The sequence below is a fragment of the Terrisporobacter mayombei genome (assembly GCF_020748465.1).
In the GTDB taxonomy this organism is placed as follows: domain Bacteria; phylum Bacillota; class Clostridia; order Peptostreptococcales; family Peptostreptococcaceae; genus Terrisporobacter; species Terrisporobacter mayombei.
Window position 1 is genome coordinate 472,954 of the sequence record NZ_JAHZMP010000001.1, and the last position, 23,118, is coordinate 496,071.

20 protein-coding genes are annotated in these 23,118 nt (G+C 26.2%); 3 read left to right on the forward strand and 17 right to left on the reverse strand.

The features are described 5' to 3' along the window. Positions 1 to 12: 12 nt before the first annotated feature. The 13 genes from K0039_RS02365 to K0039_RS02425 all read right to left on the reverse strand — a co-directional run bounded on the left by K0039_RS02365 (position 13) and on the right by K0039_RS02425 (position 13,629). Positions 13 to 1,701 (reverse strand): multicopper oxidase family protein, encoded by a 1,689-nt coding sequence (locus K0039_RS02365; protein WP_228103450.1) that lies wholly within the window; start codon positions 1,699 to 1,701, stop codon positions 13 to 15. Between the two features lie 203 nt (positions 1,702 to 1,904). Further along, complete coding sequence (locus K0039_RS02370) at positions 1,905 to 2,144, reverse strand: hypothetical protein (protein ID WP_228103451.1); 240 nt, start codon at positions 2,142 to 2,144, stop codon at positions 1,905 to 1,907. A 301-nt stretch (positions 2,145 to 2,445) separates the two neighbouring features. After that, positions 2,446 to 2,769: a hypothetical protein gene (locus K0039_RS02375; RefSeq protein WP_228103452.1), complete on the reverse strand. Its 324-nt coding sequence runs from the start codon at positions 2,767 to 2,769 to the stop codon at positions 2,446 to 2,448. A gap of 44 nt (positions 2,770 to 2,813) precedes the next feature. Then, positions 2,814 to 3,512: a polysaccharide deacetylase family protein gene (locus tag K0039_RS02380; protein ID WP_228103453.1), complete on the reverse strand. Its 699-nt coding sequence runs from the start codon at positions 3,510 to 3,512 to the stop codon at positions 2,814 to 2,816. Positions 3,513 to 3,536: 24 nt separating this feature from the next. Beyond that, positions 3,537 to 4,469, reverse strand: coding sequence for a CAP domain-containing protein (locus K0039_RS02385; protein ID WP_228103454.1), 933 nt, complete (start codon positions 4,467 to 4,469; stop codon positions 3,537 to 3,539). A 142-nt stretch (positions 4,470 to 4,611) separates the two neighbouring features. Then, positions 4,612 to 5,415 (reverse strand): MORN repeat-containing protein, encoded by an 804-nt coding sequence (locus K0039_RS02390; RefSeq protein WP_228103455.1) that lies wholly within the window; start codon positions 5,413 to 5,415, stop codon positions 4,612 to 4,614. A gap of 200 nt (positions 5,416 to 5,615) precedes the next feature. Next, on the reverse strand, positions 5,616 to 6,482 hold the full coding sequence (locus K0039_RS02395; RefSeq protein WP_228103456.1) for a YitT family protein: 867 nt from the start codon (positions 6,480 to 6,482) through the stop codon (positions 5,616 to 5,618). A 167-nt stretch (positions 6,483 to 6,649) separates the two neighbouring features. Continuing rightward, complete coding sequence (locus K0039_RS02400; RefSeq protein ID WP_228103457.1) at positions 6,650 to 7,603, reverse strand: WG repeat-containing protein; 954 nt, start codon at positions 7,601 to 7,603, stop codon at positions 6,650 to 6,652. 132 nt (positions 7,604 to 7,735) lie between these two features. After that, the gene (locus K0039_RS02405; protein WP_228103458.1) at positions 7,736 to 9,166 is read right to left on the reverse strand and encodes a tetratricopeptide repeat protein; all 1,431 of its coding nucleotides are present in this window, start codon (positions 9,164 to 9,166) and stop codon (positions 7,736 to 7,738) included. A gap of 193 nt (positions 9,167 to 9,359) precedes the next feature. Next, the gene (locus tag K0039_RS02410; protein WP_228103459.1) at positions 9,360 to 10,856 is read right to left on the reverse strand and encodes a VanW family protein; all 1,497 of its coding nucleotides are present in this window, start codon (positions 10,854 to 10,856) and stop codon (positions 9,360 to 9,362) included. A gap of 29 nt (positions 10,857 to 10,885) precedes the next feature. Next, positions 10,886 to 12,271: a UbiD family decarboxylase gene (locus K0039_RS02415; RefSeq protein ID WP_228103460.1), complete on the reverse strand. Its 1,386-nt coding sequence runs from the start codon at positions 12,269 to 12,271 to the stop codon at positions 10,886 to 10,888. A gap of 136 nt (positions 12,272 to 12,407) precedes the next feature. After that, positions 12,408 to 13,172, reverse strand: a complete 765-nt coding sequence (locus K0039_RS02420) for a protein phosphatase 2C domain-containing protein (protein WP_228103461.1) — start codon at positions 13,170 to 13,172, stop codon at positions 12,408 to 12,410. A 109-nt stretch (positions 13,173 to 13,281) separates the two neighbouring features. After that, the gene (locus tag K0039_RS02425; protein WP_228103462.1) at positions 13,282 to 13,629 is read right to left on the reverse strand and encodes a hypothetical protein; all 348 of its coding nucleotides are present in this window, start codon (positions 13,627 to 13,629) and stop codon (positions 13,282 to 13,284) included. 243 nt (positions 13,630 to 13,872) lie between these two features. Here K0039_RS02425 and K0039_RS22400 point away from each other — a divergent pair, with 243 nt between their 5' ends. Beyond that, positions 13,873 to 15,648 carry a peroxiredoxin gene (locus K0039_RS22400; RefSeq protein ID WP_228103463.1) on the forward strand — a complete coding sequence of 592 codons (1,776 nt, stop codon included), beginning with the start codon at positions 13,873 to 13,875 and terminating at the stop codon, positions 15,646 to 15,648. A gap of 47 nt (positions 15,649 to 15,695) precedes the next feature. Here K0039_RS22400 and K0039_RS02435 read toward each other — a convergent pair whose 3' ends face one another. Together K0039_RS02435 and K0039_RS02440 are read right to left on the reverse strand one after the other, a co-directional pair. Beyond that, entirely contained in the window at positions 15,696 to 16,616 is a 921-nt protein-coding gene (locus K0039_RS02435; RefSeq protein ID WP_228103464.1) for an AEC family transporter, read from the reverse strand. Positions 16,617 to 16,642: 26 nt separating this feature from the next. Continuing rightward, positions 16,643 to 17,593: a calcium/sodium antiporter gene (locus tag K0039_RS02440; RefSeq protein WP_228103465.1), complete on the reverse strand. Its 951-nt coding sequence runs from the start codon at positions 17,591 to 17,593 to the stop codon at positions 16,643 to 16,645. A gap of 116 nt (positions 17,594 to 17,709) precedes the next feature. On the opposite strand from K0039_RS02440, the gene K0039_RS02445 reads away from it, so the two are divergent. Then, positions 17,710 to 18,411: a hypothetical protein gene (locus K0039_RS02445; protein WP_228103466.1), complete on the forward strand. Its 702-nt coding sequence runs from the start codon at positions 17,710 to 17,712 to the stop codon at positions 18,409 to 18,411. A gap of 51 nt (positions 18,412 to 18,462) precedes the next feature. Here K0039_RS02445 and K0039_RS02450 read toward each other — a convergent pair whose 3' ends face one another. Further along, positions 18,463 to 21,531: a helicase C-terminal domain-containing protein gene (locus tag K0039_RS02450; protein WP_228103467.1), complete on the reverse strand. Its 3,069-nt coding sequence runs from the start codon at positions 21,529 to 21,531 to the stop codon at positions 18,463 to 18,465. A gap of 153 nt (positions 21,532 to 21,684) precedes the next feature. Between K0039_RS02450 and pdaA the strand changes: the two genes are divergently transcribed. Next, entirely contained in the window at positions 21,685 to 22,509 is an 825-nt protein-coding gene (gene pdaA / locus K0039_RS02455; RefSeq protein ID WP_228103468.1) for a delta-lactam-biosynthetic de-N-acetylase, read from the forward strand. Between the two features lie 38 nt (positions 22,510 to 22,547). Here the strand turns inward: pdaA and K0039_RS02460 are convergent, their stop codons facing one another. Beyond that, positions 22,548 to 23,051, reverse strand: coding sequence for a hypothetical protein (locus K0039_RS02460; protein WP_228103469.1), 504 nt, complete (start codon positions 23,049 to 23,051; stop codon positions 22,548 to 22,550). Positions 23,052 to 23,118 lie beyond the last annotated feature (67 nt).

Genomic DNA, 23,118 nt, shown 5'->3' on the forward strand with positions numbered 1-23,118 from the left:
CACATGTCTATTTTATTCTCCTGAAAGTACAATTTGTGGTCTAACTAAGTAGTTATCTTTTTGCTCTAAAATTTGAGAATTTATAATATACTCTGGCCCATCACTTGTATTAAATGAAAAATAATTTTCACCTATATTAACTTCATCCATTATATAAGTTGGTGCATATCTAATAATTATTCTAGTTATATATGATGGAGGACAGTGCAGGGTATCCTTAAATCCGCTCTCATAAATTTTAGGTAATGCTACAGAACCTTCACATACTTCATCTATATTAATAGATTTTAATACTTTATTTTTTTCATATATTTCTTTACATTTATCTTTATTAATTTTTTGTCTTTCTACAATTTGAAAATTAGCTAGATGTATGTGCAAACACACATCATCATCACACAGATTTATAAATTCCCATAAAAAAGTTGAACCAACTTTCATAATAATATCTGGAGGATTTAGATATGTCTCATTATTTATAAAATATCCATCTTTACATTCTCCCTTTTTTCGTTCATAAAGAAAAGTAGAAAGTTTATTGGTGTTAATTTTCATAGGAGGATATTTTATAAAATTTCTAGGTAAATGATACTCTATCTTTTTACTAATTTTTTTAACTGTAAATTCCATAATATCCTGACACTCGTCTGAAGAAAATAGATTTTTCATTATAATCTTATCATTTTCTTTATATTTAGAAAAATCTATAAGTAAGTCAATTCTTTCTCCTGGATATAGTACAAAATATAACAATTCTTGAGGTTTATCAATATATCCACCATCACTACCTATTTGAATCATATTACTGTTATCAGACAAAGCTATCTTATACGGTCTACTGTTAGAACTATTAAGTATATTAAATCTATACAATTGATTTTTTACATTTAAATTAGGCCATACTTTGCCATTAACTAAAATAGTATCACCATAAAACTTATTTATCCAGTAAGGATGATTTGAATTAGTTTTTTCATTATCATAAAAAAGAGATCCATCTTCATAAAAGGACTTATCCTGAATGGTTAAAGGAATATGATACTCATCCTTTGGTAAATTATACTTTTCGTCTTTTATAAAATATAAGCCACATAGCCCTGAGTAGACTGAATACCTAGATACCCCTGGACTTTGTTCATAGTACCAAAGCATAGCACTTCTTTGCTCATTTGTATATTTATAATAATTAGTAGAATAAGTTGGCCCCTTAAGACCTGTTGCTGTATACCAAGCTTTAGGGTGACCATCGTAAATTGGAGGTACACATATTCCATGAATATGCATAACTAAAGTAGGAGGCCACTGACCTTCTTTAGAATCACCATCTATATCATTAGACACTATATTATTAGGATTAGGCCAAGTAAGTGTCTTGTCAATTTTAAACATGTATTCTCCTAATATTTTATTATTCCATTGTATGTTTGTATTAACATTTTCATCCACTTCAAACGTAGGTCCTGGAGAATGTTTTACATATTTAATACCTTTATTGTTTTCATCTTTACATAGTCCCCCAAACCCCCATACCTTCGTTTTATTAAAACCTTCCGGTAATATTTGTTGATAAAATTCACAGGCATCTATGCTATAATGATGATTTATTTTATCTTCTCTTTTATAAAAAGATGGTACAAAAACAGGTAGTTTATCTAATTTATTTTTAAATTTAGGAATAAATGATGGATTTAATTTTTTCATAAATATACTAACTTTCACCTACCTTTTAATGTTCTATATAAAAGTATTATTCTAATTAAATATATGTTTTTTATTTTTTTTAATTCCTCATATAGACATAAGAAAAACTCTCATGAGAGTGTTTATTTACTATCATGAGAGTGCCTATTAGTTACTGTATAAATTAAATTTCAAAAATTTTCAAGTACTTAAGTGACTCTATATTATTTACATTTACAACATTTATTCTTATTAAGGCAATTATTGTTACAAGTTTTTTTCTTATTACAAATGTCATTTACAAAAGTAGCATTAAATTTAATTGTATTTTTCTTATCTAAGCAACAACACTCTCTTTCACAGCAACAATTACCCTTAAGATCGCATATACATTCAAAACAGTGTCCACATTCACATTCAAAAACAAATCTACAGCCTCTCTTGCTTTTTTGGAAATGAATCATATTACAAAAGCATCCACATTTGCAACATCGTCTACATTTACAACAACGTCTACATTTACATGATTTTTCACATATATGATCACAATGATGGTTTTCATGATGACATTTTTTTTCACAGCAGCAATGTTTTTTATAACTTTTATCTTTACAATAACATTTACGCTTGTCCTTATACATATATTTCACCCCTCATTAAGGATATTTTTTAGCTATCCTTGATATACTATATGTTAAATTTAAAAAATTTGTTACTATATGTAATATAATTAATTATTTTTATATTTAAAGTCAAAAAAAGGAGCTAAATGCTCCTTTTCAATATTTTTATTTTATTTTGTTGATAATTTTCTCTATTTAATTTTTCTTCTCTGTATTTAATTAATTCATTTATTTTTGTGATATAAGCAATATTTTCACTTAATCTAATAAGACTTGTAAGGTAATATAAGTCAGTACTTCTTGGTACCTTTTTTCTTATAACTAAGTCAATGGCAGTTTTAGCGCTTTCAAAACATCTAAGATGAGTATGACCATCCTTAAATATTTTTTTAGTATTATAAGCAATATAGCCATTTTTCACTTGGAAAATGATAAACTCTTTTTTTTCATAAACTTTATTATACATTTAACCAAATCCTTTTAGTCATTGTAATTCAATCTCATTAAATTTTATTTACTAATTAATTCTGATACAGTAACAAATTTGTATCCTTTTTTCATCATCTCAGGTATTATTGTATCTAATGCTTTTACAGTGTTTTCTGTTGCATAATCATGAAGCAAAATTATGTCTCCATTTTGAGCTTTATTTATTATAATATCAGAAATTTGTGATGAAGGTGGATTTTTCCAATCTTTAGCATCTATAGTAGTCCAAAGTATTATTTTATACCCACATTCTTTTGCAATTTCCCCCAGCTTATCCTTACTATAACTTCCATATGGAGGCCTAAATAAAGTTGGTTTTTTTCCTGTTAGTTTAACTAACGTATCTTCACATTCTTTTATTTCTTTCTTTATATCTTCACTACTTAAGTTGCTAATGTCAGGATGAGTAAATGTATGATTACCTATTTCATGTCCTTCTTTAGCTGCTCTTATTAATGGTTCGCTATACCAATTAGCATGCTTTCCTACCACAAAGAAAGTTCCTTTAACATTATATTTATTTAGCACATCTAAAACTTCATGGGTTTCTTTTGGATGCGGCCCATCATCAAAGGTTAATGCTATTATTTTTTCTTCTCGTGAACCATTTTTAAAAAATATATCGTTATTTTGTACTAATGAAGATACCTCATAATAATTAGGAATTATAATAAACAAGGTTATCATAAATAATAAAATGCTTTTAACTTTAGATGTCATTATAGTCTTACTTCCTTCCTTGTATTAACCAAAAAAGTTTTCTGTGTAGTAAGTTTTATATTTCCCTCCAAATACAACTCCTACACCGATATATTTATAATTCCCCAAAATATTTTTTCTATGACCCTCTGAATTCATCCATCCATTATGAACAAATATAGCACTTGTTTGGCCAACTGCAATATTTTCTCCTGCGCTTAAATAATTAATGCCTTCTTTTTCCATTCTATCAAATGGAGTTTCATTTTTTAAATTTACATGATCAAAAAAATCGTTATTTTTCATATCTTCACTATGTTTTCTAGCACATATAGTTGCTTTTTCATCATAAGATAATTTATTTAAATTATCTTTATATCGTGTACTATTTACTAAGTCTATTATTTGATACATAAAACTTTTTTCTATATCCTTATCTTGTGGAGCATATATATTTTTTATTTCATCTTCACAAGATTTTTCAATTATTTGATAAGCACAAATTTTATTTTTATTAAACTTATCATAGAACACTGTAATATACTTTTTATTTTTATATATGATGCTATACTCGTCATTAGAGGATATTTCATATTTTATATTTCCTTTATTTCTATACTTTAATGCTTTATAATTTTCTTTTATATCTTTTATATCTTTGTTGATATAAATCCCTTCGTTTTCACAAGAATCAATATTATTTGTAAATAAAGCTACTACTTTATTATTCTTTATTCCTACCATAACAAAATTTTCTTTATAAGCATTGTACACATACCAATTAAAGTTATACTCACTTTTGTCTATTCTATTCGGTTGATTTATTCTTTTTATAACAGAATCTTTTGAATCACCTATTTTAATTTTTTTAAAGTTATATACTTTTTTTGTATTAGTTTCTTTATTATCATCTTTTTCAATTCTTATTTCTGAATCTTTTTTCAAAAATTTTTCTTCTATTGCATTTCTAATTTCCATAAAATAACCTGCATTATAAAAAAACACCAGAAATATCACCAGAAATATAGATATTATTTTCTTCAAAAAATCACCCTTTCAAATTAAAGTGAAATAAAAAACAACTTCACTAGTATTAAAAAAGCTTTATCATAAGATAAAGCTATAATTTAACACAAAATAATTCGTCTAAACTTCTTCCAAAAACAGATGGCTTATCAAATTTCCATGTTCCTTCATAAATTAATTCTCCATTTAAATAAAAAGTACCTTGTCCATGTTTTTTGCCATGCATGAACTCTCCCTCATATCTTTTATCTTCACTCCAAATATAAGTTCCAAATCCATGTATTAGATTATTTTTCCACTGTCCCTCATAAATAATGTTTCCATTACAATCAAAACATTGACCTTCTCCATCCATCTTTCCTTCTTTAAACTCTCCATTGTATTTTACGTTATCACTCCACGTAAATATTCCGGTTCCATGTTTTTTACCATCTTTCCATTCACCTATGTATTCATCTCCATTAGAATAACTCATTTGGCCTATTCCATTCATTAAGTCACCCTTGAATTTTCCTAAATAAAGGTTGCCATTTTCAAATTTGCATTCACCAATACCCTCTCTTAAGTTATTTTCAAATTCACCCAGATATTCCATGATAACTTTACCATCATTATACATTGCATAATAGCCCCTACCATGTAATTCATTTTTCTCTATTTTTCCTATATATTTATCTCCGTTTGAAAAATAGTAAATCTTATCCTTGCTACATGAAAATTCGTCTTCTTCATTTAATTCTTCTTTTTCTACTAAAGACATTTCTTCCTCAGTTGCTACAGCTTGTTTTTTTTCTGCTTTTCTTTTCATACTTTCAACTGATTTAATCGTTTTTTTATAGATATTAACCTCACTTAAGTAATCTTTATATATATTAACAAAATCTTTTGATATACTCATCTTCATCCCCCATTTTCTCTATGGTATTTCTTATATATTATTATAAAGTAATAGAAATTTTTTTTCCATACTTACTTAGTTTTATAATTGTATATATACGTATTTTATTAATTCTTATAGATATTATAATATAAACTGTATATAAAAGTTTCTATCTTTATTTTAAATTAATAAAAGCCAGAACATAGTCTGGCTTTACTTTATAAGAATTTTTCTTTAAATCCTTTACCCTTAACTTCATTTATATCATTAACTGAAATAAAAGCTCTATCATCATATTTTAATGCTATCTCTTTTATTTTTGGAATTTCCCTAGATAAAACTACACAATAAATAATTTTTTTCTTTTCATGAGTATATCCACCTTCTGCATTTAAAAATGTTACTCCTCTAACTAAATTATCCATAATCTCAGCTGCTATTGGTTCTGAATTATTAGAAAATACCATAACTGCTTTTTCATCATTTAATGCATCCTTTATATAACTCATAACTTGAGCATTTATAAACATTGAAATCAAAGTATATAAAGCTAAATTTGCTCCAAATAATAAAGAACTTACAGATACAATGGCTAAATTTGTTCCGAAACTAGTAGTTTTCATCGCAATATTTAATTTATTCTTTAGGATTGCGCCTAGTATATCTGTGCCTCCAAGAGATGATTTTGTTCTAAATACGAGCCCATTACCTATTCCGCATAATATTCCACCATACACACTTTGCAGTAGTATATCATCAATTGGAATAATATTTCCTATGTCTTGCGTTATACCAATAATTACAGAAAAAAGTATCATATTTATTAGACTTGTAATTAAAAAATCTTTCTCTAAAAATATAAATCCTAGAATAAAAATAGGTACATTAATAAGAAACGTAATTAATCCAACATTTATATTAGATAAGTAATTAATTGCTGTTGATACACCAGCTACTCCTCCACTTAACAAATGTGCCTGTCTTAAGAAACCATTTACACCAATGGACATAATTGTAATACCCACTATTATTATTGAGTACCTTACATAAATATTGTCATGCTCCATTGTATTAACCTTACTCATAAAACACCCTCCAAATAAATAAAACGAATTGTAACAAACATATTTCTTGTTTTTTACATTACTATATTATCATATTTCTTCCAACTATGCATGATTTATTTCATTTTTTTTTCAAAGGGAAATTTTGCATTCAATACATTTTTAATACAAAGTCTCTATTTTCATATTTATTTCATAGATCCACCTATAATGAATTTTCCACTTTTATCAATGTAGTTATTTTTACTTTCATTAATTTGAGCATACCCTTCTAGAAAATCAGATGCAGATTTAAACACGGGTTTGATTACCATTTGTCCCTCTTTATTAATAAAACCCCAATGCCCTTGTGAAAAATGACTTTTTTTTACATTCACCCTGGCTAATCCTTCATTAAAGCTACATGCATAATCAAATTTTGTATCAATAACTAATTTGCCTAATTTATCTATATATCCCCATTTATTATTAATACATACTGGAGCCAAATCTTCTTTGAAGCTCTTTGCTTTATCATATAAATAGTCAATAACTAGTTTTCCATTTTTATCTATATATCCCCACTTATTATCTTTTCTAACACTAGCTAAATTTTGTGAAAAGTCAGATCCCATAATAAAATCTCCATCTATAATTATGTTTCCACTTTTATCTATATAACCATATCTATTTTTAATTTCTACTAAAGCTCTTTCGTCATAAAAGTTATTTACATAAGAAAAAATAGGATCTATAACCATATCTCCTTGCTTATTTATAAATCCCCACTTTTTATTTAACCTAACTCCACAAAGGCCTTCATTAAAGTTTAAAGCTGCTCTATACTGAGGTTTTATCTCCTGTTCTAAGTTCCCATTAAAAAATCCATATTTACCATCTATTCGAATTTTTGATAGCCCTTCACAAAACTGATTTGCGCTTTCAAGCTGCAAAAATAAATTTGTAATGCCCTTATTGTCTATATATCCAAAAACCCACTTTGTATTATTCCTTATTTTTTTTATATAAGTAACAATGCAGTAGCCTTCTTTAAACCTACTAGAAACATAGTTATATTTAGGTTTAATAGCCATATTATACCCACTATCAATAAACCCATACTTACCATCTCTTAGTATTGGCAAAATCAACTCCCTACTCATCTAATCTCTCCTAAAAATAATAATCTTTCTATATCTTATTATTTTTTTAACTTACATATACTAAAATAAAATTTCTGCGCCAATAAAAAAAGATATAGCTTAAAATTTTAACCTATATCTTTCTACATCTTATTATTTTTTTAAAATATTTTTTACTTTTTCAGTCACAAGATAACTACTATCTGGATCTTCATATCTTAAGGAATAGAAACAATCTTTTGCTTTTTTCAATTGATTATTTTCATAGTATAACATTCCCATTCTATAATAAGAATCATCGAAATATTCATAAGATTTAGTAAATGTATTAACATATCTTTGATAATAAGAGATGGCTTCATTATCTTTATTTAATTTTTCATAGCATAAACCTGATTGATAAATAGATGCTGATTTAAAAGTACCATTTTTACTGTTTTCAATTGCCAATTTAAAATATTTTAAAGCTTTTTCATAATCTCCAGCTTTTTCATATGAAATACCCTTCATAAATAAAGCTTCTTCACCTTGCTTTATTAATTTAGCATCTTCTGCCTTTTGTTTTGCATCATCTAATTCATTATTTGTTTTATCTAAATCTTCTTCTTTTTTAGATATTTCATTTTCTTTCTTTTCTAACTCATTATCTTTAACACTTAACTCATTTTCTTTTTCAGAAATTGCTTCCTGCTTTTTACTTAGCTCGTCATGAAGCTTGTCTAATTTGTTCTTGCTATATATTGCTGTAGCTCCAATAACTACAATTAATAATCCAACTATAATGTAAGCCATATTTTTCTTTTTACTCAGTATATTTTTATGTTCTTTTAACTTTTCAATTTGTTTATTTTCTTTTTTAGTTACTGCCACAGAAAATTCTTCTTCATTTATAGGGTCATGATCTTTATCAAATAGATAATTATCTGCATCTACAAATCTAAGTCTATCTAATAATTCTTCCTTTTCTTTAGTTTTACCCATCTTCTCATATAATAATATTAATATTACATATGGTTCAATAAGTTCAGGATCTTCTAATATTAAAGAGTCAAATATTTCCATAGACTCTTCATTCATTTCTTCATTAATAAACCTAATAGAGTGATTATATCTTTCTAAGAACACTTTAAATTTCCTTGAAGATAATTTGTCTACATATTTCCTTGATAATTCATTATTTCCATAACACTGAGCTGTGTAAAAACTTTCAAAAGCTTTTGCAAAGTCACATTTTAGTAATTTTAAAAGACCTCTTAAATTTAAAATATCTTCATCTTTAGGATTAAGTTGTAATGCCTCATCTACCAATTTAATGGCTGTTGTTATGTAACTCTTTTGTGCTAACTCCAATGCATTATTATACTTATTATAAGACTCTAGTTTTATTTCCTTTGGCAACACATTAGTATGTGCTTTTAACTCCTGCTGTAAATTAAGTATTGTTTCATCTTTATAGTTTGATGTAACATAAGACTGTTTTAATGCCTTTAAAGTTTCATTATTTTCATCTTCATCTATCTCAAAGAAAGTAAAGTCACTATTTTTTTCTTCAATTAAATCTATATTTAGAATTTTTCTAGGCATATTATCTATGTCTATTCTAATCTCTTCTCCTAAAATTTTAATCTCCTCCCTTACATTGTGTATACTTTAAGATATCATATTTGTTATATTAAGTCAAAAAATTATATATCTACAGATATTTTGTATAATTTTATTTTTAAATATATTGTATATTTTAAAAATAAAAAGACCTAGATTAAACTAGGTCTATAATTTACTCTTTTTCTACAGGTATATCTTCTTCCTTTTGAGTATTATTATTGTTGTTATCCTTATCATTGTTGCTCTTATTGTTTTCTTCACTATTATCTTCATTTTTATTAGAATTGTTATTAGAGTTATCCGTAGTAGAAGAATTATTTTCTTCTTTTTTTGATGGTTTTTCTTCTTTTTTCGTTCCTATCGCCACAACTTTTTGTTTAGATGGATAGAAAGATGATGCTATTTTTTCTTTTTTTACTTCTTTTCCATTTTCATCATAATAAATTCTATAAGTTGATACACTATAAGAATCTCTTCCATATTCTAGTATTTTTTCGTTTCCTTTTTCTAGTGTTGGATCTTTTTCTTCTTTAGTTGGAGCTTTAGTTACTTTATCTATACTTGTATTAATTTTTATATTTTGTTTTTCTTTATTACTTCCATAAACCTGGCAAGTGATTACTCCATTATTGTAGTAATTTTTAATATATACTGGTTGATCATAATCATTCTTAAACACAAAATCTAATCCACTATCAGATACAACAGCATCTCTGCCCTTATCTACGTAGCTTGATGGTATAGAATGATTAGATACTTTCACTATATCGAGACCTGCATATAAAACTGCATTATACAAAGTTGTAGAAACTTGACATACTCCACCACCTACACCCTGTACAGCTTCTCCACTAACAATTACCGTTGCATTTTTATATCCATTTTTAACTGTTCTTAATCCTGTATGTTTATTATAAGAGAATTCTTCTCCTGGCATTAATAATACACCACTAGTCCTCTCTGTTGCTATTTGAATATTTTCTATTCTACCAGGGCTTACATCTGATAAAACTGTTTGAAAACTTCCAAGTAAAGTATTTATATCTTTTAAATCTTCTTTTCTAATCTTAGGTTCTACTTTTGTAACAACTAAACTTTCTTCAAATAGTCCTTCTTGTAAAGATTTTTTTAAATTAGCTATTGTGGCACTAATATCAACTTGTAAACCAGCTTTATCTTGACTAATTTCAATATTATTATCTGATACATTTAACTTTGCATCTTTCATACTTACATTAACTTCTTCTGATATTTTTTCAAGTTCTGAAGTTACTTTATCTTCATCACAATCAACCACTACATTTATATAGTTTTTAATACCAAAAGTAGATTTTAGTGTATCTACTATATTTGAAAAAATATTTTTATTTCTATTAACCTTATAAGCATTATCTATTGTTTTATCTATATCGTAATTTGTATCTATATCATTAGGATTAATATTCCATGCTTTATCATTATATTTAAATGTTATTGTATCTATTTTGTATTCACTTAATATTTTCTTTTTTGCATCTTCCTTACTTAAATTTCCTACATCAATATCTTTCACATAGGTATTTTTAGCTATTTTGTCATTGTTAATTTGCATATAACCAAATCCGAAAGTCAAAATTAAGATACCACTTAATATAACAATAGCTAAATTTATTCCTTTTAAATTCTTCATTATGTGTCTCCTTGTTGTATTACTTATGTTTAAACATGTTGTACTTTGTCATTCTCTAAATTATAAATAGTTTTGTCATAAATATTAATCATATATATTTCTTTAGGTTTAAACCAACCTGTTTTAACCATAAAATAGTAGTATATATTACCATTTTCATTTATCATATTTTTTACTTCATCATTACTATATTTTTCTTGCTTATCTTCATCTAGTAATTCTATACTATTATATTTTTTACCATTTTCTTTTAATTTGTCCTCTAATATTGATTTAGCCTCGTCTTTATTTATAGAAAAAATAATCTGTCCACTATCATCATCTATTTTAAAGTATGCATCACTGTAGTCACAGTTATAATCTTTTTTGTCTGATTTATATGAATAAAGTTTTTTAGTCTCGGTGTCAATCAATACCTCATTAATAACTTTATCGTTCTTTGCTACTTCACCGTAGTAATATCTTTTTCCATTTACAGTTTGTAAGTAAGACACTACAGATAAATCATCTTTATTTTCATTACTTCTTCTTGATATTAAATTTATAATATCACTACTTGTCATAGTATAATTAGAAACATATTTATTATACTGCTCTATTAAATCATTTATTTCCTCTTCATCATAGTATGGACTTAAGTAGCTTAAATATTTTAATGCATCCTCATACTTTCCTTCACTTGCTAAGCTTTTAGCTTGATTAATATAATAATCATGCATAACCTTTATACATTCTTTCTTTGCATTTTGTGCCAAAGAATAATATTTTTCATCTTCTTTAATCACTTTATCATACAATTCTATGGCTTCATGGTACTTTTTTATAGACTGACTTTTAGTTCCTTCTTTATATATTTGTCTAGATTCAAAAAGAGATTCTATATGTTGTTTAAATTCATCTAATCCTTCATTAACACCATTTAAAGAAGATGTGATTTGTAAAAATGAAGATGCCGATTCGTAAGTAATATTTTCTTCTTTATACATTTCATCTACTCTTTTTCCTAAGTCTATTAAATTTTCTGGGGCAATACTTATGGGGTTTAGTGCATTAACTGTGTTTACAAGCCCCATATACTGTTCTTTTGTTACTTGTCCATTAATATACATATCTGCACTATTAATAAGCAATGCAGACAACTTCTTAGATACTTTTTTATTAAATTTACTCATTTTAGAATCAGAAAATTCTTTTTCTATATCATCATAGTAATTTTCAGCCATAGTATACTGTCTCTCTTCTATATATGTAATTAAAGTATTGACTTCATTATTTATGTTGAAATTATCACTACTAAAATAAATAACTATGAGTAAAAGTAATAGCGCCAGAGCCGAGAATGAAATTCTTACTATATTTCGTCTATTATCATATATTAGATTAACTACTTTATCATAAAATGCCTTAAAATTCATTATTTTTTCCTTTCTTAAATTAATTTTTCCATAAACAAACTTTTATTAATTATAACATAAATATGCATATTTTTCATTTTTTCATTCATATTACTAAAAGGTCAACATATATCAACAATAGACTAAATTTACATGTTTACAGTGAAACATTCACAAAAATAATACTTATATCATCTAAACTTCCATTTTTACTTAAGTTACTTAATTCCTTATCATAATTTTTCTCTAACTTCATTTTAGAAAATATATTCTTATTGTACTTTATCAATGTATTATCTATTTCATTTACCATACTTTTATATGAACCAAAGCTATTTTCAAAGCCATCTGAATAAATTATTATGTTGCTTATATTCATGTCATATCTTATGACTTTATAAATCATTTTATCATAAGCCATTTCCTCTGCTAAACAATCCACTATATTTTTGTTGTATGAAGGCAATACTTTTTTAATATTATTATCTTGTTTAATTAAAATATCTCCATCACCAAGTTTTAAATAGATTATATAATCATTTTTTATCATAACTCCCAGCAGAGTAGTACCATATACAAAATAGTTATATTTAAATACTGCTGGAAGACTTTTTTTCATATCTTGTTCAACTAGCACTCTCCATCCATTGCAAATTTCTTTTTGTAATGTTTCATTATCTAATAACTCTTCAATTTTGCTTATATCTTCATCTGCATATTTTTTTAATATCTCAATTGTCACTTCACATGCAAACTTTGATCCTAAGTCACTATTAGTAAAAAATTCACCACTATGGCCATCTGCTACAGCACATATTAATCCATCTTCTATATTTTCAAATTTTAAATAATCCTGTGATGATTTGTTTTTAATTATATTTTTATATCCTACCACACTTTTGCTAAAAACCGAAAATTTCATATTAACCTCCTTATTCAATTTACTCTTATAAAATAATATGTTTTAAATATAAAAAAACCGCAAATTTATTAAAATAAATTGCGGTTTTTTTATATTTAAAGCCCCTTGACTATGATATTCTTTTTCTCTTTCTGTGAATTGCTCTTTGTGTTTTTCTATCAGTTTTAGCAGGAACAGTTTTCTTAGACACCGTAATAGGTTTTGCAATAATTTGTTCCCATTTAAACGCACATAATATTAGAGATGAACATACTGTGACGAATACAGCTAACATTAAGTAATAACTAAACCTTATATTTACACCTAGCAAAGCATTAACTATTACTAGTGTTAATACTACAGGACAACAAACAACTGCCGACTGTACTGTAATCTTTAACATTCTTTCCCCTATTTTTCTTATGTGGTTAAACATATTTATGCCTTTTCCTATTAACCTCTTAAATGTTTTCTTCATGCCCCTCACCTCAACTTTATAAATATTTATAAAAATAACATTATATCTATAATAATAACAAACTTATACAATTTTGGCAATGTTTATAAATTATATTGTAGAAAAAAAAGTTATTTTACAATCTAATAAAAGCTGATTATTTAAACATAACCTTTTAATAGTAAATATCTTAAATTTGTAACATTAAATCTCAATAATTAATAAAATAAATAGATATATAATTTTTTTAAACGAGGTGATTTTATGACATGTCTTCCAAACTTAGGAGAAAAGGCCCCAAACTTTAAAGCGAATACTACCTTTGGTCCCATAGAACTTTCTGATTATGCGGGTAGTTGGTTAGTACTATTTTCTCATCCAGGAGATTTTACTCCTGTATGTACTACTGAATTTATAGCATTTACAAACTTAGCTCCAGAGTTTGAAAAAAGAAATACTAAGTTATTAGGTCTTAGCGTTGATAGCAATGCTTCTCATTTAGCTTGGGTATATAATATTTTGCAAATTACAGGAATAACTATACCTTTTCCAATCATAGAAGATCGAGATATGAAAATAGCAAAACAATACGGAATGATTTCCGAAGAAATGAGTTCTACTTCAACTGTAAGAACTGTATTTATAATAGATGATAAGCAGATTCTAAGAACAATACTTTATTATCCACTAACCACTGGAAGAAATATTCCTGAAATACTTAGAATTGTAGATGCTTTACAAACTTCTGATAAATGTAAGGTGCTTACTCCTGCTAACTGGTTACCAGGTACTCCTGTTATGCTTCCACCACCAAAAACTTTTAAAGAGTTGCAAGAAAGAGTTAATAGCTGTAACAAAGAATATAAATGCTTAGATTGGTATATTTGTTTTATTGAAGATGAGTGTAATAAATGTAAAAAAAGAATAAAATCTTCAAAAAAAGCAATTGAGAAAAATTCAATATTCATGAGACCTCCAATAGATGTAGAATTAAAACCTGACACATTAAACCCTAAATGCCCTGATTTAGCACCTATAGTTGGAGAATATGTTCTTGGTAATCCTAAAAATATAGATCCTAACTTTTTAGATTTTATAATTTATGCCTTTGTACAAATTAGCTCTAATGGCGAGTTAGTTGTTCCAACTCCAACTTATTTGAAATCTTTAGTAAAATTAAGAGATATAAATCCAGATCTTCAAGTAATAGCTGCCATCGGGGGATGGGGAGCAGAGGGATTTTCTGATGCAGCTTCAACACCAGCATCTAGATATGCTTTTGCTAGAAATGTACAAAAGCTTATAAATGATTATAAATTAGATGGAATAGATATTGACTGGGAATATCCTGGAAGTGGTGCTGCTGGAATTAAATCAAGACCTGAAGATAGAGAAAACTTCACACTTTTATTAACAGCCCTAAGAGATGTACTTGGACCTGAGACTTGGATAAGTGTTGCTGGAACTGGTGATTATGGATATATTAACAGAAGTGCTGAAATAGATAAAATAGCTCCTTTAATCACTCATTTCAATCTAATGAGTTATGACTTTACTGCAGGGGAAACTGGCAAAAATGCAATGAATCATCAATCTAACTTATTTGCTTCTGATTTCTCTTTACCTGGATATAGTGTAGATAATATGGTGAATAATTTAATTGATGCCGGTATGCCATCTGAAAAAATTCTACTTGGTATACCATTTTACGGACGACTTGGTGCCACTATAACTAGATCTTATGATGAACTTAGAAAATCTTATATAAATAAAAATGGGTTTGAATACAGATTTGATAATGATGCAAAGGTTCCTTATTTAGTTAAAGATGGTGAATTTGCCATGTCTTTCGATAACGAAGTATCAATTTTCATAAAATCACAATATATACGTCAAAATTGTTTAGGTGGAATATTCGCTTGGCAATCAACATTTGATCAAGCTAACATTCTCCTAAGGGCTATGTATGAATCAATAAATAATCCTACAGTTTTTGAAAAAGAACTTCAAGATACTTTTGGGCAAATACCTTCTTTGTAAATGAATAACAAAAAGCTATGAACTAGATTATTCTAGCTCATAGCTTTTTAAGTTAACAATATGTAAACTAACACAGGTATTGTTACTACACTACATAACGTTGTGATAAAAATAGTTTTAGATGCCAGATTTATATTTCCTTCATACTCATTACAAAACATTATAGTTATAGTTGCTACAGGCATTGCTGAAACAATTATTATAATTCCAAGTATTAGTTCATTTGTAACAAAATGTTTTAATATTAAGAAAAAAATTATAGGTATAATTATTTGTTTTATAAAGGTATATGGATATAATCTTTTTTCTAAAAATACTTCTTTTATTGGTATTTGCGCTAAAGAAGATCCTATCAGCATCATTGCAAGAGGCGTAGTAATTCCACCTATCATGGAAGTTGTTTCTTTTATTATTAATGGTACTTCCATATTTGTTATATATATAATAATAGCAATTATTGATACTACAATTCCTGGATTAATTAAAGTTTTAATATCAAAAGATAATTTGTTACTTTCAGATATTAAATAAATACCATAACTGTAACAAAAAACATTAAATACTAAATTAATAATTGCCGCAAAAAACACTGCTTCACTTCCGAATATTGATTCTATAACTGGAAAGCCCATAAATCCAATATTTGCGAATATAGTCATAAATTGATATAATTTTTCATCTTCTTTTGGTACTTTTAAAAATTTAGCCAAAAACATACCTATAAAAGGTAAGATTGCATATAAAATTATGGCAATAATAGCAATATCTAAAACTAGCTTTGGATCTCCTTCTTTACCTCGATTTACTACTGATGATAAAATCAAAGCTGGTGCTGTAATATTTAAAAGCAGTGAAGATATTTTTTTATTCACATTAACATCTAAAATATTCTTCTTATTAGCAATATAACCTATTACCATTATTATAAATAAAACTAACATTTGATTAATAATTACTCCAATATCCATTCATTTCCCCCAATAATAATAAAAATTTATTGTCTATATATTATAAAAATAAAATAAGCAATATATAGTAAATTAATAATCATACCCTCTACTTTACTTATCTTTCTATTTGAAATAGCAAGAAGATATACTATTAATGTAGATACTATCATTACTAACATATCTGTAAAAGCTTCAACTTGTACAGGTACATTACTAATATAAGACGACACACCTAGAACAAATAATATATTAAATATATTTGATCCTACTGCATTTCCAATAGCAATATCACTTTCACCTTTTTTCGCTGCAATTATACTTGTAGCTAGCTCTGGTAGAGAAGTTCCAACAGCAACTATAGTAAGCCCCACTAAGTTTTCACTCATTCCCCAAGCTATGGCAATATTTGAAGCGCTATTTACTACAAAATCACCTCCTATTATAATACCTAAAAGTCCGCCTATACTCAATAAAATACTTTTTGGAAGTGACATTATTTTATAATTTTCTTCATTCGTTTCATCATTACTATTTATAGCCATATCAATTAAATAATATATGAAGATAATAAATAAAACTATAAATATTAATCCATCTGCTCTTGTTAATATATTTTCATTATAACCTTGGAATTTTACATCATAAGCTAAAATAACCAACACTATAGATGACAATAGTAAAAATGGAAATTCTTTAAGAATTGTTGATTTTTGTACATATATGGGTCTTATCATTGCCGTTACTCCAACAACAAATAATATATTAAAAATGTTAGATCCAACCACATTTGCTATAGCCATTTCATTTTGTCCACGCATGGCAGCCGTTATACTTACAGCTGCCTCTGGCGCACTAGTTCCAAATGCAACTATTGTAAGACCTATTATAAGGCTTGGTATATTAAATCTTTTAGCTATGGAAGAAGCTCCTTCTACAAAAAAATCTGCTCCTTTAATTAAAAATAAAAATCCGATTAATAAAATTATGTATGTCATTTTTGCCCTCCTAAAAGTCTTTTTTATTAGTTTGTATTAATACTTTTATGTTATGCAAAGTATATTTTTTTAAGTAAAAATAGATAATATTTGTATAAATATTTAGGAGATGTGAAATGAGGAAAAAATTTATAGTTTTATTTTTATTATTTAATATTTTACTATGTTTTGGTTGTGAAATGAACGACTTAAATGATAGCAAAATTCAAACAAAATTAACTACTTCTGATATAAAGCAATTGGTTGGTGTTACATACGGAGATGTAGAAAAAATTTATGGTTCTCCGGAAAAGTCTACTTACTATCTAGACATAAAAGACTTATCTTCTGTTCATCATAATTATATTAGTCTTAGAGATTTTAATCATTATGCCATTATAAAAGCTTATTATGATATAAATGATGACGACTCTTATGTTATACTTTGGTACAAAGATAATAAAGTTGTAAAATCTTCATTTAATGAAACTGACATAATTAATGAAGATTATTTTGGGACAAGTATAAATAATATGGATATAAAAATAGATTATAATAAAAATTTTTCAACTTTAAATGAAAATTTTATTACAGATAGATATAGAAATTATATAGGCAATAATATTAAAGAATTTAATACAACATATAACTTGATTTGTCCAAGAATAGCTGTTAATTTATTAAATGAAAATAAAGTACTTTATTTTTATGACATTAAGAGCAAGGAGCATTTGAATAAACATTCTTTGTTTATAATTTGTAATAATAGTATAATAACTGAAATCAGCATTATTAATTCTTCTAATATATGTGAAACTATTATAAATTATATGAAATAAAATTTACCTAATAAAAAAGTACATGAATAATTCATGTACTTTTTATAGCGTCTACTTTTTATCAATATTATCTTTATTGATTAAATATTTTAAGTCAAAATACTTTAGTAAGTAGTTTTTTTCATCTTTTATTTTAATCTTTGCATTTATTGATCTGTTGTTTATCTCTTCATTAAAATATTCTTCAATCTTCATTTTACTATCCATATTTTTAACTATTTCACTATCACTAATATCATTTATTAAATCTCTTATTACTTCTTTTCTACATAGAGTTAAATGATGATTCACAATACGCGGAAGATTAAAGTAAGTAGTATTTATTATATCACAATGATGTAAATCTTTTTTTAACCTATATAAATTTTCTTTTCTTCCCATATCAAATATAAGAAAACATCCATAATCGTACTTACTTCTAAGTATTCTTCCCATGGCTTGTTTTAATTTAATTATCATTTGAGGTTGGTTTACATCATAATAAGTTTTATTAAATTTATTCATTATAGTTGAGTAAAGAGGGTCTTTAGGATTTAAGTTAGGAATTTTGTCTAAAGTTACACACGTCAACCCATCTCCTGGTACATCCACACCTTCAAAACAACCTTTTGAACCTAAGATGACACATTTTTTATTAAAATCTTTTAATAATTTTATATACTTTTTGTTCATGTAAATTTCTATATTTTTTTCATGGAGAAATTCTTTTAAAATCTCATAAGTCTTTTCTTGTCTATCTTTTGAGTTAAACAAAGATAACATGTGACCATTGGTATAAGGTGATAAGTTTCCTATTACTCTGCTCATATCTTCTATAAATTCTTTATTTTTGTAAGAAGATATATCATCTAATGTAATAATTTTTATTCTTCTTTTATAATCAAATAAAGGTTCAATTACCTTTTCCTTATGAATAAATCTGTCTATCCCTAAAGTATTAGCAAAATGTTTCATATTATTATTTACTGTTAAAGTGGCTGATAGGAATATGCCTGAATTTAAAGAAGATAATATTTTTTCTTCAAATAAATCAGCTATATTTAAAGGAACAACTTGAAATAAGAAATTGCTAAAATCCTTATGCAAGGTCACAATTCTTGCATATAAATCAGCTTCGTTGTACTCTAAAAACACTTCTATTGTATTTTTTAAAGCTTCCAAGTCTTTAACCTTACTTTCACCTTGTTTATAAGTGTCATTTTCTTTATCCAAATTATCATCATCCATTTGTCTATCCAAAATGTATAAAATAGATTTTAAATTGGAAAGGATTTTATCTAGTGAGGTTTTTATACAATCGCCGTATTTGCTATATGTTACATCCACCAATCTTTTGTCTTTATATAAAGAACCGGCTTTTTCTTCACTTTGAAGATTTATCTCCCAACTTAAGTTATAGTTAGAGAAAGTTAAGTAATTATTCACTTTTCCGTATTCTAAAATGTATTCAGCTTCTTCAATTATAAGATTTATTTCTCTACTTACTTTAGACTTATTGTTTGCTTCCATTTTTATATAATTATAAAATCTGTCAAAAGGTTTTAGAGACTTTTTCTTTCTACTAGTATAAGTAAAAGTACTGTTATGTACTAATTCAAATGGATAAATCTCTTGTAAAAAATACTTCAAACTTCTAAATTCAACTTCTGAAGCAAAAAACTCATAGCCTTTTTCCACTAAATTATGTGCTTCATCTACTATTAAGTTTTCTATAGGCTTTTCATCTTTGTAAGGCCATCTAGCAAGAAGAGAGTGATTAACTACAGTTATATCTTCTTCTTTTAATTCCTCTACTCTTTTTTTGTAAAGACATTCCTTGTAACATTTCTTTGGTTTACAAAGATTAGGGTCACAGAAAACTTGTCTTAAATGAGTGATTATATCTGGAAAATGATTTAAAATAAAGTAATTAATCTCTTCAATATCTCCATAAATTCCTTCTTTCACAAGTCTTTCCAATATGATTAAAGATAATATTTCATTATCACTACATTTATTCTTATCATACTCATTAATATATTTTTCTAATTTTTCCACACAAATATAATTACTTTTTCCTTTAATATATCCAAAGGAAATTTTGCCCTCTAAACCAAGAGATTGTATTACATTTGGAATATCTTTTTTTATAAGTTGCGTTTGAAGTTCCTTTGTATCTGTTGAAATTATTATCCTTTTATGATTTAGATAACTTTCCATTATACTTGGTAACAAATATCCCACACTTTTTCCTAAACCTGTGGGAGCTTCAATACAAGCAATATTTTCTCCTCTTGTGTTCATAGTTTCTCTTATCATTTTGCTTAATTCAAATTGGCCTGGTCTAAATTCATAGTTAAAACCTTTTTTACTTTGCCAGATTTCACTTTTCTTTAATAAATACTCATAACAAAATCTATTATCTATAAGAGTGTTTTTCATATCTTTTTTATTTTCATTAATAGTTTCATCATCTTCATAAATCACATCTAAGTCTTCTAGATTGTAATTTCCATCATCAATAATGTTACTCCAAACCCATTTGTTTAATCCAAATCCATTTAAAGTTGAATTTATTTTAAAAGTTAAATTTTCCAAAGTCATGCTTTTACTTTCTTCATTTTTCAGTCTCAAAAGCAAGGCATTTACAACTTTTATTGTATCTATAACATCATCTAAAGCTCTGTGTTTTTCACAAGATAAATCCTTTGTTAAAGTATTTTTTAAATACTCCAAATTATATTCTTTATGATAAGGCTCTAATATAACAGCAAGTTCCATAGAGTCTAAAATTTCATTTTTTATTTCTGGAATATAATGAGATAAAAATTTATTTTCAAATTCACCATTGTGGCAAATTATTTTTTTATCACCTAAAAATTCCTTTAAATTTTTTTTTATATCCCCTAAATTAGGAGCATTATTTAAATCTCCTTTATTTAAATTGGTACAAAGAGAAAAAATTTCAAGAGGTATTTCTTTTTTATTTTTAATTAAAGTATGAAAAGAAGTTGCTTTATTATTTTCTATTTTAATAGCTCCAATTTCTAATATTTCAGCTGTAAAAGGATTTAGTCCACTAGTTTCTAAATCAAGAAAAACTACATCTTGTACTATACTTTTAATTTCATTTATATTCATGACTCATCCTTTCATAGTTTATTGAAGAATTTTTTTACTTAACCTTATTATATTACCACTAAAGTAATTTAGTTTAATCATAAATTTATTATATTCCTTTTGGCAATAATATGTATAGCTAAATTTCAATAAGACAGAAATGGAGGTTTAGATTTGAAAAAAAACAGCATAAATAAATTAATAATTATAGGTGCATTTTTATTAGTTTTTGCATTTGTGATTGCTAATAACAATTCAATATTCACCAAGATAAAAACTCAAATTTATTCCAAAGATATTAGTACCGAGGAATATAACTGGTATTTCAATCCCAGGGAAGATGGTAAACAACCTTTACCCATAAAGGAAGCCGATTTTTTCAGAAACTACAACACTTATTATGTTGGAAATCCCAATGAAAAAGTAATATATTTAACTTTTGACTCAGGTTATGAAAATGGATTTACTAACCATATGTTAGATGTATTAAAAAAACACAATGCTCCAGGTAATTTTTTTGTAGTTGAAAGTTATATCAAAAACAATCCAGATATAATAAAAAGAATGGAAAAAGAAGGTCATTTAGTATGTAATCACTCAGTAAGTCATGTTTCCATGGCATCGATTCATGATCAGGAAAAGTTTAAAAAGGAACTTTTAGATGTGGCTAAGACATATAAAGAGGTAATAGGAAAAGAAATGCCTAAATATTTTAGACCACCAATGGGAAAATTTAGCGAAGAATCATTAAAAATGACTAGCGATTTAGGTTATTCCTCAATTTTTTGGAGTTTTGCTTATGTTGATTGGTACAACAACCAGCAACCTACTCACGAGTTTGCCAAAAACAAAATATATTCTAGAACTCATCCTGGTGCCATAGTTTTACTTCACTCAAATTCAAAAACTAATAGCGAAATATTAGATGAAGTAATCACTCATTGGGAAGAAGAAGGATATACTTTGAAATCTTTAGATTACCTAAATAATAAAAAATAAAAGTTTAAAAGCTGTAAGATTTTTACTTACAGCTTTTTCTATGCATCCACAAAAACTTCTTTACCATTATAATCCCCTATCCAATAAGGTTTATATATACTGCTAACTTCTATAAGTCTAATATTTTTTATTATATGTTTATCTATGGAATTATTCTTAATCTTACTATCAAAATAATTTAAAATTTCATTTTTTACTTTTTCAATTATATAATCTTCTTTAATATTAGATTTTTTTATAGAACTTCTAGCAATATACCTTTTAACAGTTTGTGGCACACACTCAATTGACTTAGAATGCCCATTATAAGTATTGACCATCATAATTATGTTATTGTTTATATCATCGTTTCTAAAGTTATTCTTATTTTTTCTTCTACTAATAATCTCATATTTTAGTATTTTATATTCCACATATTCTAAATGTATATTTTCTACTTTTCTATTAAATTGATCAATTTTACTTATTAATGGTGTCTTTCTAAATATATGTTTCATTGCATCTTTTTTTCTTACTTTTATCTCTATAGAATCTGCTAACATATTTATCCTCCTTAATAAGAAGATGATTAATTAAAAATTAAAAATCCTTCTATATTATATTAATTAA

Bases quoted from the DNA above. Each gene is read 5' to 3' on its own strand.
- K0039_RS02435 (WP_228103464.1), bottom strand. From the start codon at position 16,616: ATGGATATTGGAGTAATTATTAATCAAATGTTAGTTTTATTTATAATA.
- K0039_RS02450 (WP_228103467.1), bottom strand. From the start codon at position 21,531: ATGAATATAAATGAAATTAAAAGTATAGTACAAGATGTAGTTTTTCTT.
- K0039_RS02400 (WP_228103457.1), bottom strand. From the start codon at position 7,603: ATGAGTAGGGAGTTGATTTTGCCAATACTAAGAGATGGTAAGTATGGG.
- K0039_RS02445 (WP_228103466.1), top strand. From the start codon at position 17,710: ATGAGGAAAAAATTTATAGTTTTATTTTTATTATTTAATATTTTACTA.
- K0039_RS02390 (WP_228103455.1), bottom strand. From the start codon at position 5,415: ATGAGTATATCAAAAGATTTTGTTAATATATATAAAGATTACTTAAGT.
- K0039_RS02405 (WP_228103458.1), bottom strand. From the start codon at position 9,166: ATGCCTAGAAAAATTCTAAATATAGATTTAATTGAAGAAAAAAATAGT.
- K0039_RS02395 (WP_228103456.1), bottom strand. From the start codon at position 6,482: ATGAGTAAGGTTAATACAATGGAGCATGACAATATTTATGTAAGGTAC.
- K0039_RS02420 (WP_228103461.1), bottom strand. From the start codon at position 13,172: ATGAAATTTTCGGTTTTTAGCAAAAGTGTGGTAGGATATAAAAATATA.
- K0039_RS02425 (WP_228103462.1), bottom strand. From the start codon at position 13,629: ATGAAGAAAACATTTAAGAGGTTAATAGGAAAAGGCATAAATATGTTT.
- K0039_RS02365 (WP_228103450.1), bottom strand. From the start codon at position 1,701: ATGAAAAAATTAAATCCATCATTTATTCCTAAATTTAAAAATAAATTA.
- K0039_RS02440 (WP_228103465.1), bottom strand. From the start codon at position 17,593: ATGACATACATAATTTTATTAATCGGATTTTTATTTTTAATTAAAGGA.
- K0039_RS02380 (WP_228103453.1), bottom strand. From the start codon at position 3,512: ATGACATCTAAAGTTAAAAGCATTTTATTATTTATGATAACCTTGTTT.
- K0039_RS22400 (WP_228103463.1), top strand. From the start codon at position 13,873: ATGACATGTCTTCCAAACTTAGGAGAAAAGGCCCCAAACTTTAAAGCG.
- K0039_RS02375 (WP_228103452.1), bottom strand. From the start codon at position 2,769: ATGTATAATAAAGTTTATGAAAAAAAAGAGTTTATCATTTTCCAAGTG.
- K0039_RS02410 (WP_228103459.1), bottom strand. From the start codon at position 10,856: ATGAAGAATTTAAAAGGAATAAATTTAGCTATTGTTATATTAAGTGGT.
- K0039_RS02460 (WP_228103469.1), bottom strand. From the start codon at position 23,051: ATGTTAGCAGATTCTATAGAGATAAAAGTAAGAAAAAAAGATGCAATG.
- K0039_RS02385 (WP_228103454.1), bottom strand. From the start codon at position 4,469: ATGGAAATTAGAAATGCAATAGAAGAAAAATTTTTGAAAAAAGATTCA.
- K0039_RS02415 (WP_228103460.1), bottom strand. From the start codon at position 12,271: ATGAATTTTAAGGCATTTTATGATAAAGTAGTTAATCTAATATATGAT.
- K0039_RS02370 (WP_228103451.1), bottom strand. From the start codon at position 2,144: ATGATTCATTTCCAAAAAAGCAAGAGAGGCTGTAGATTTGTTTTTGAA.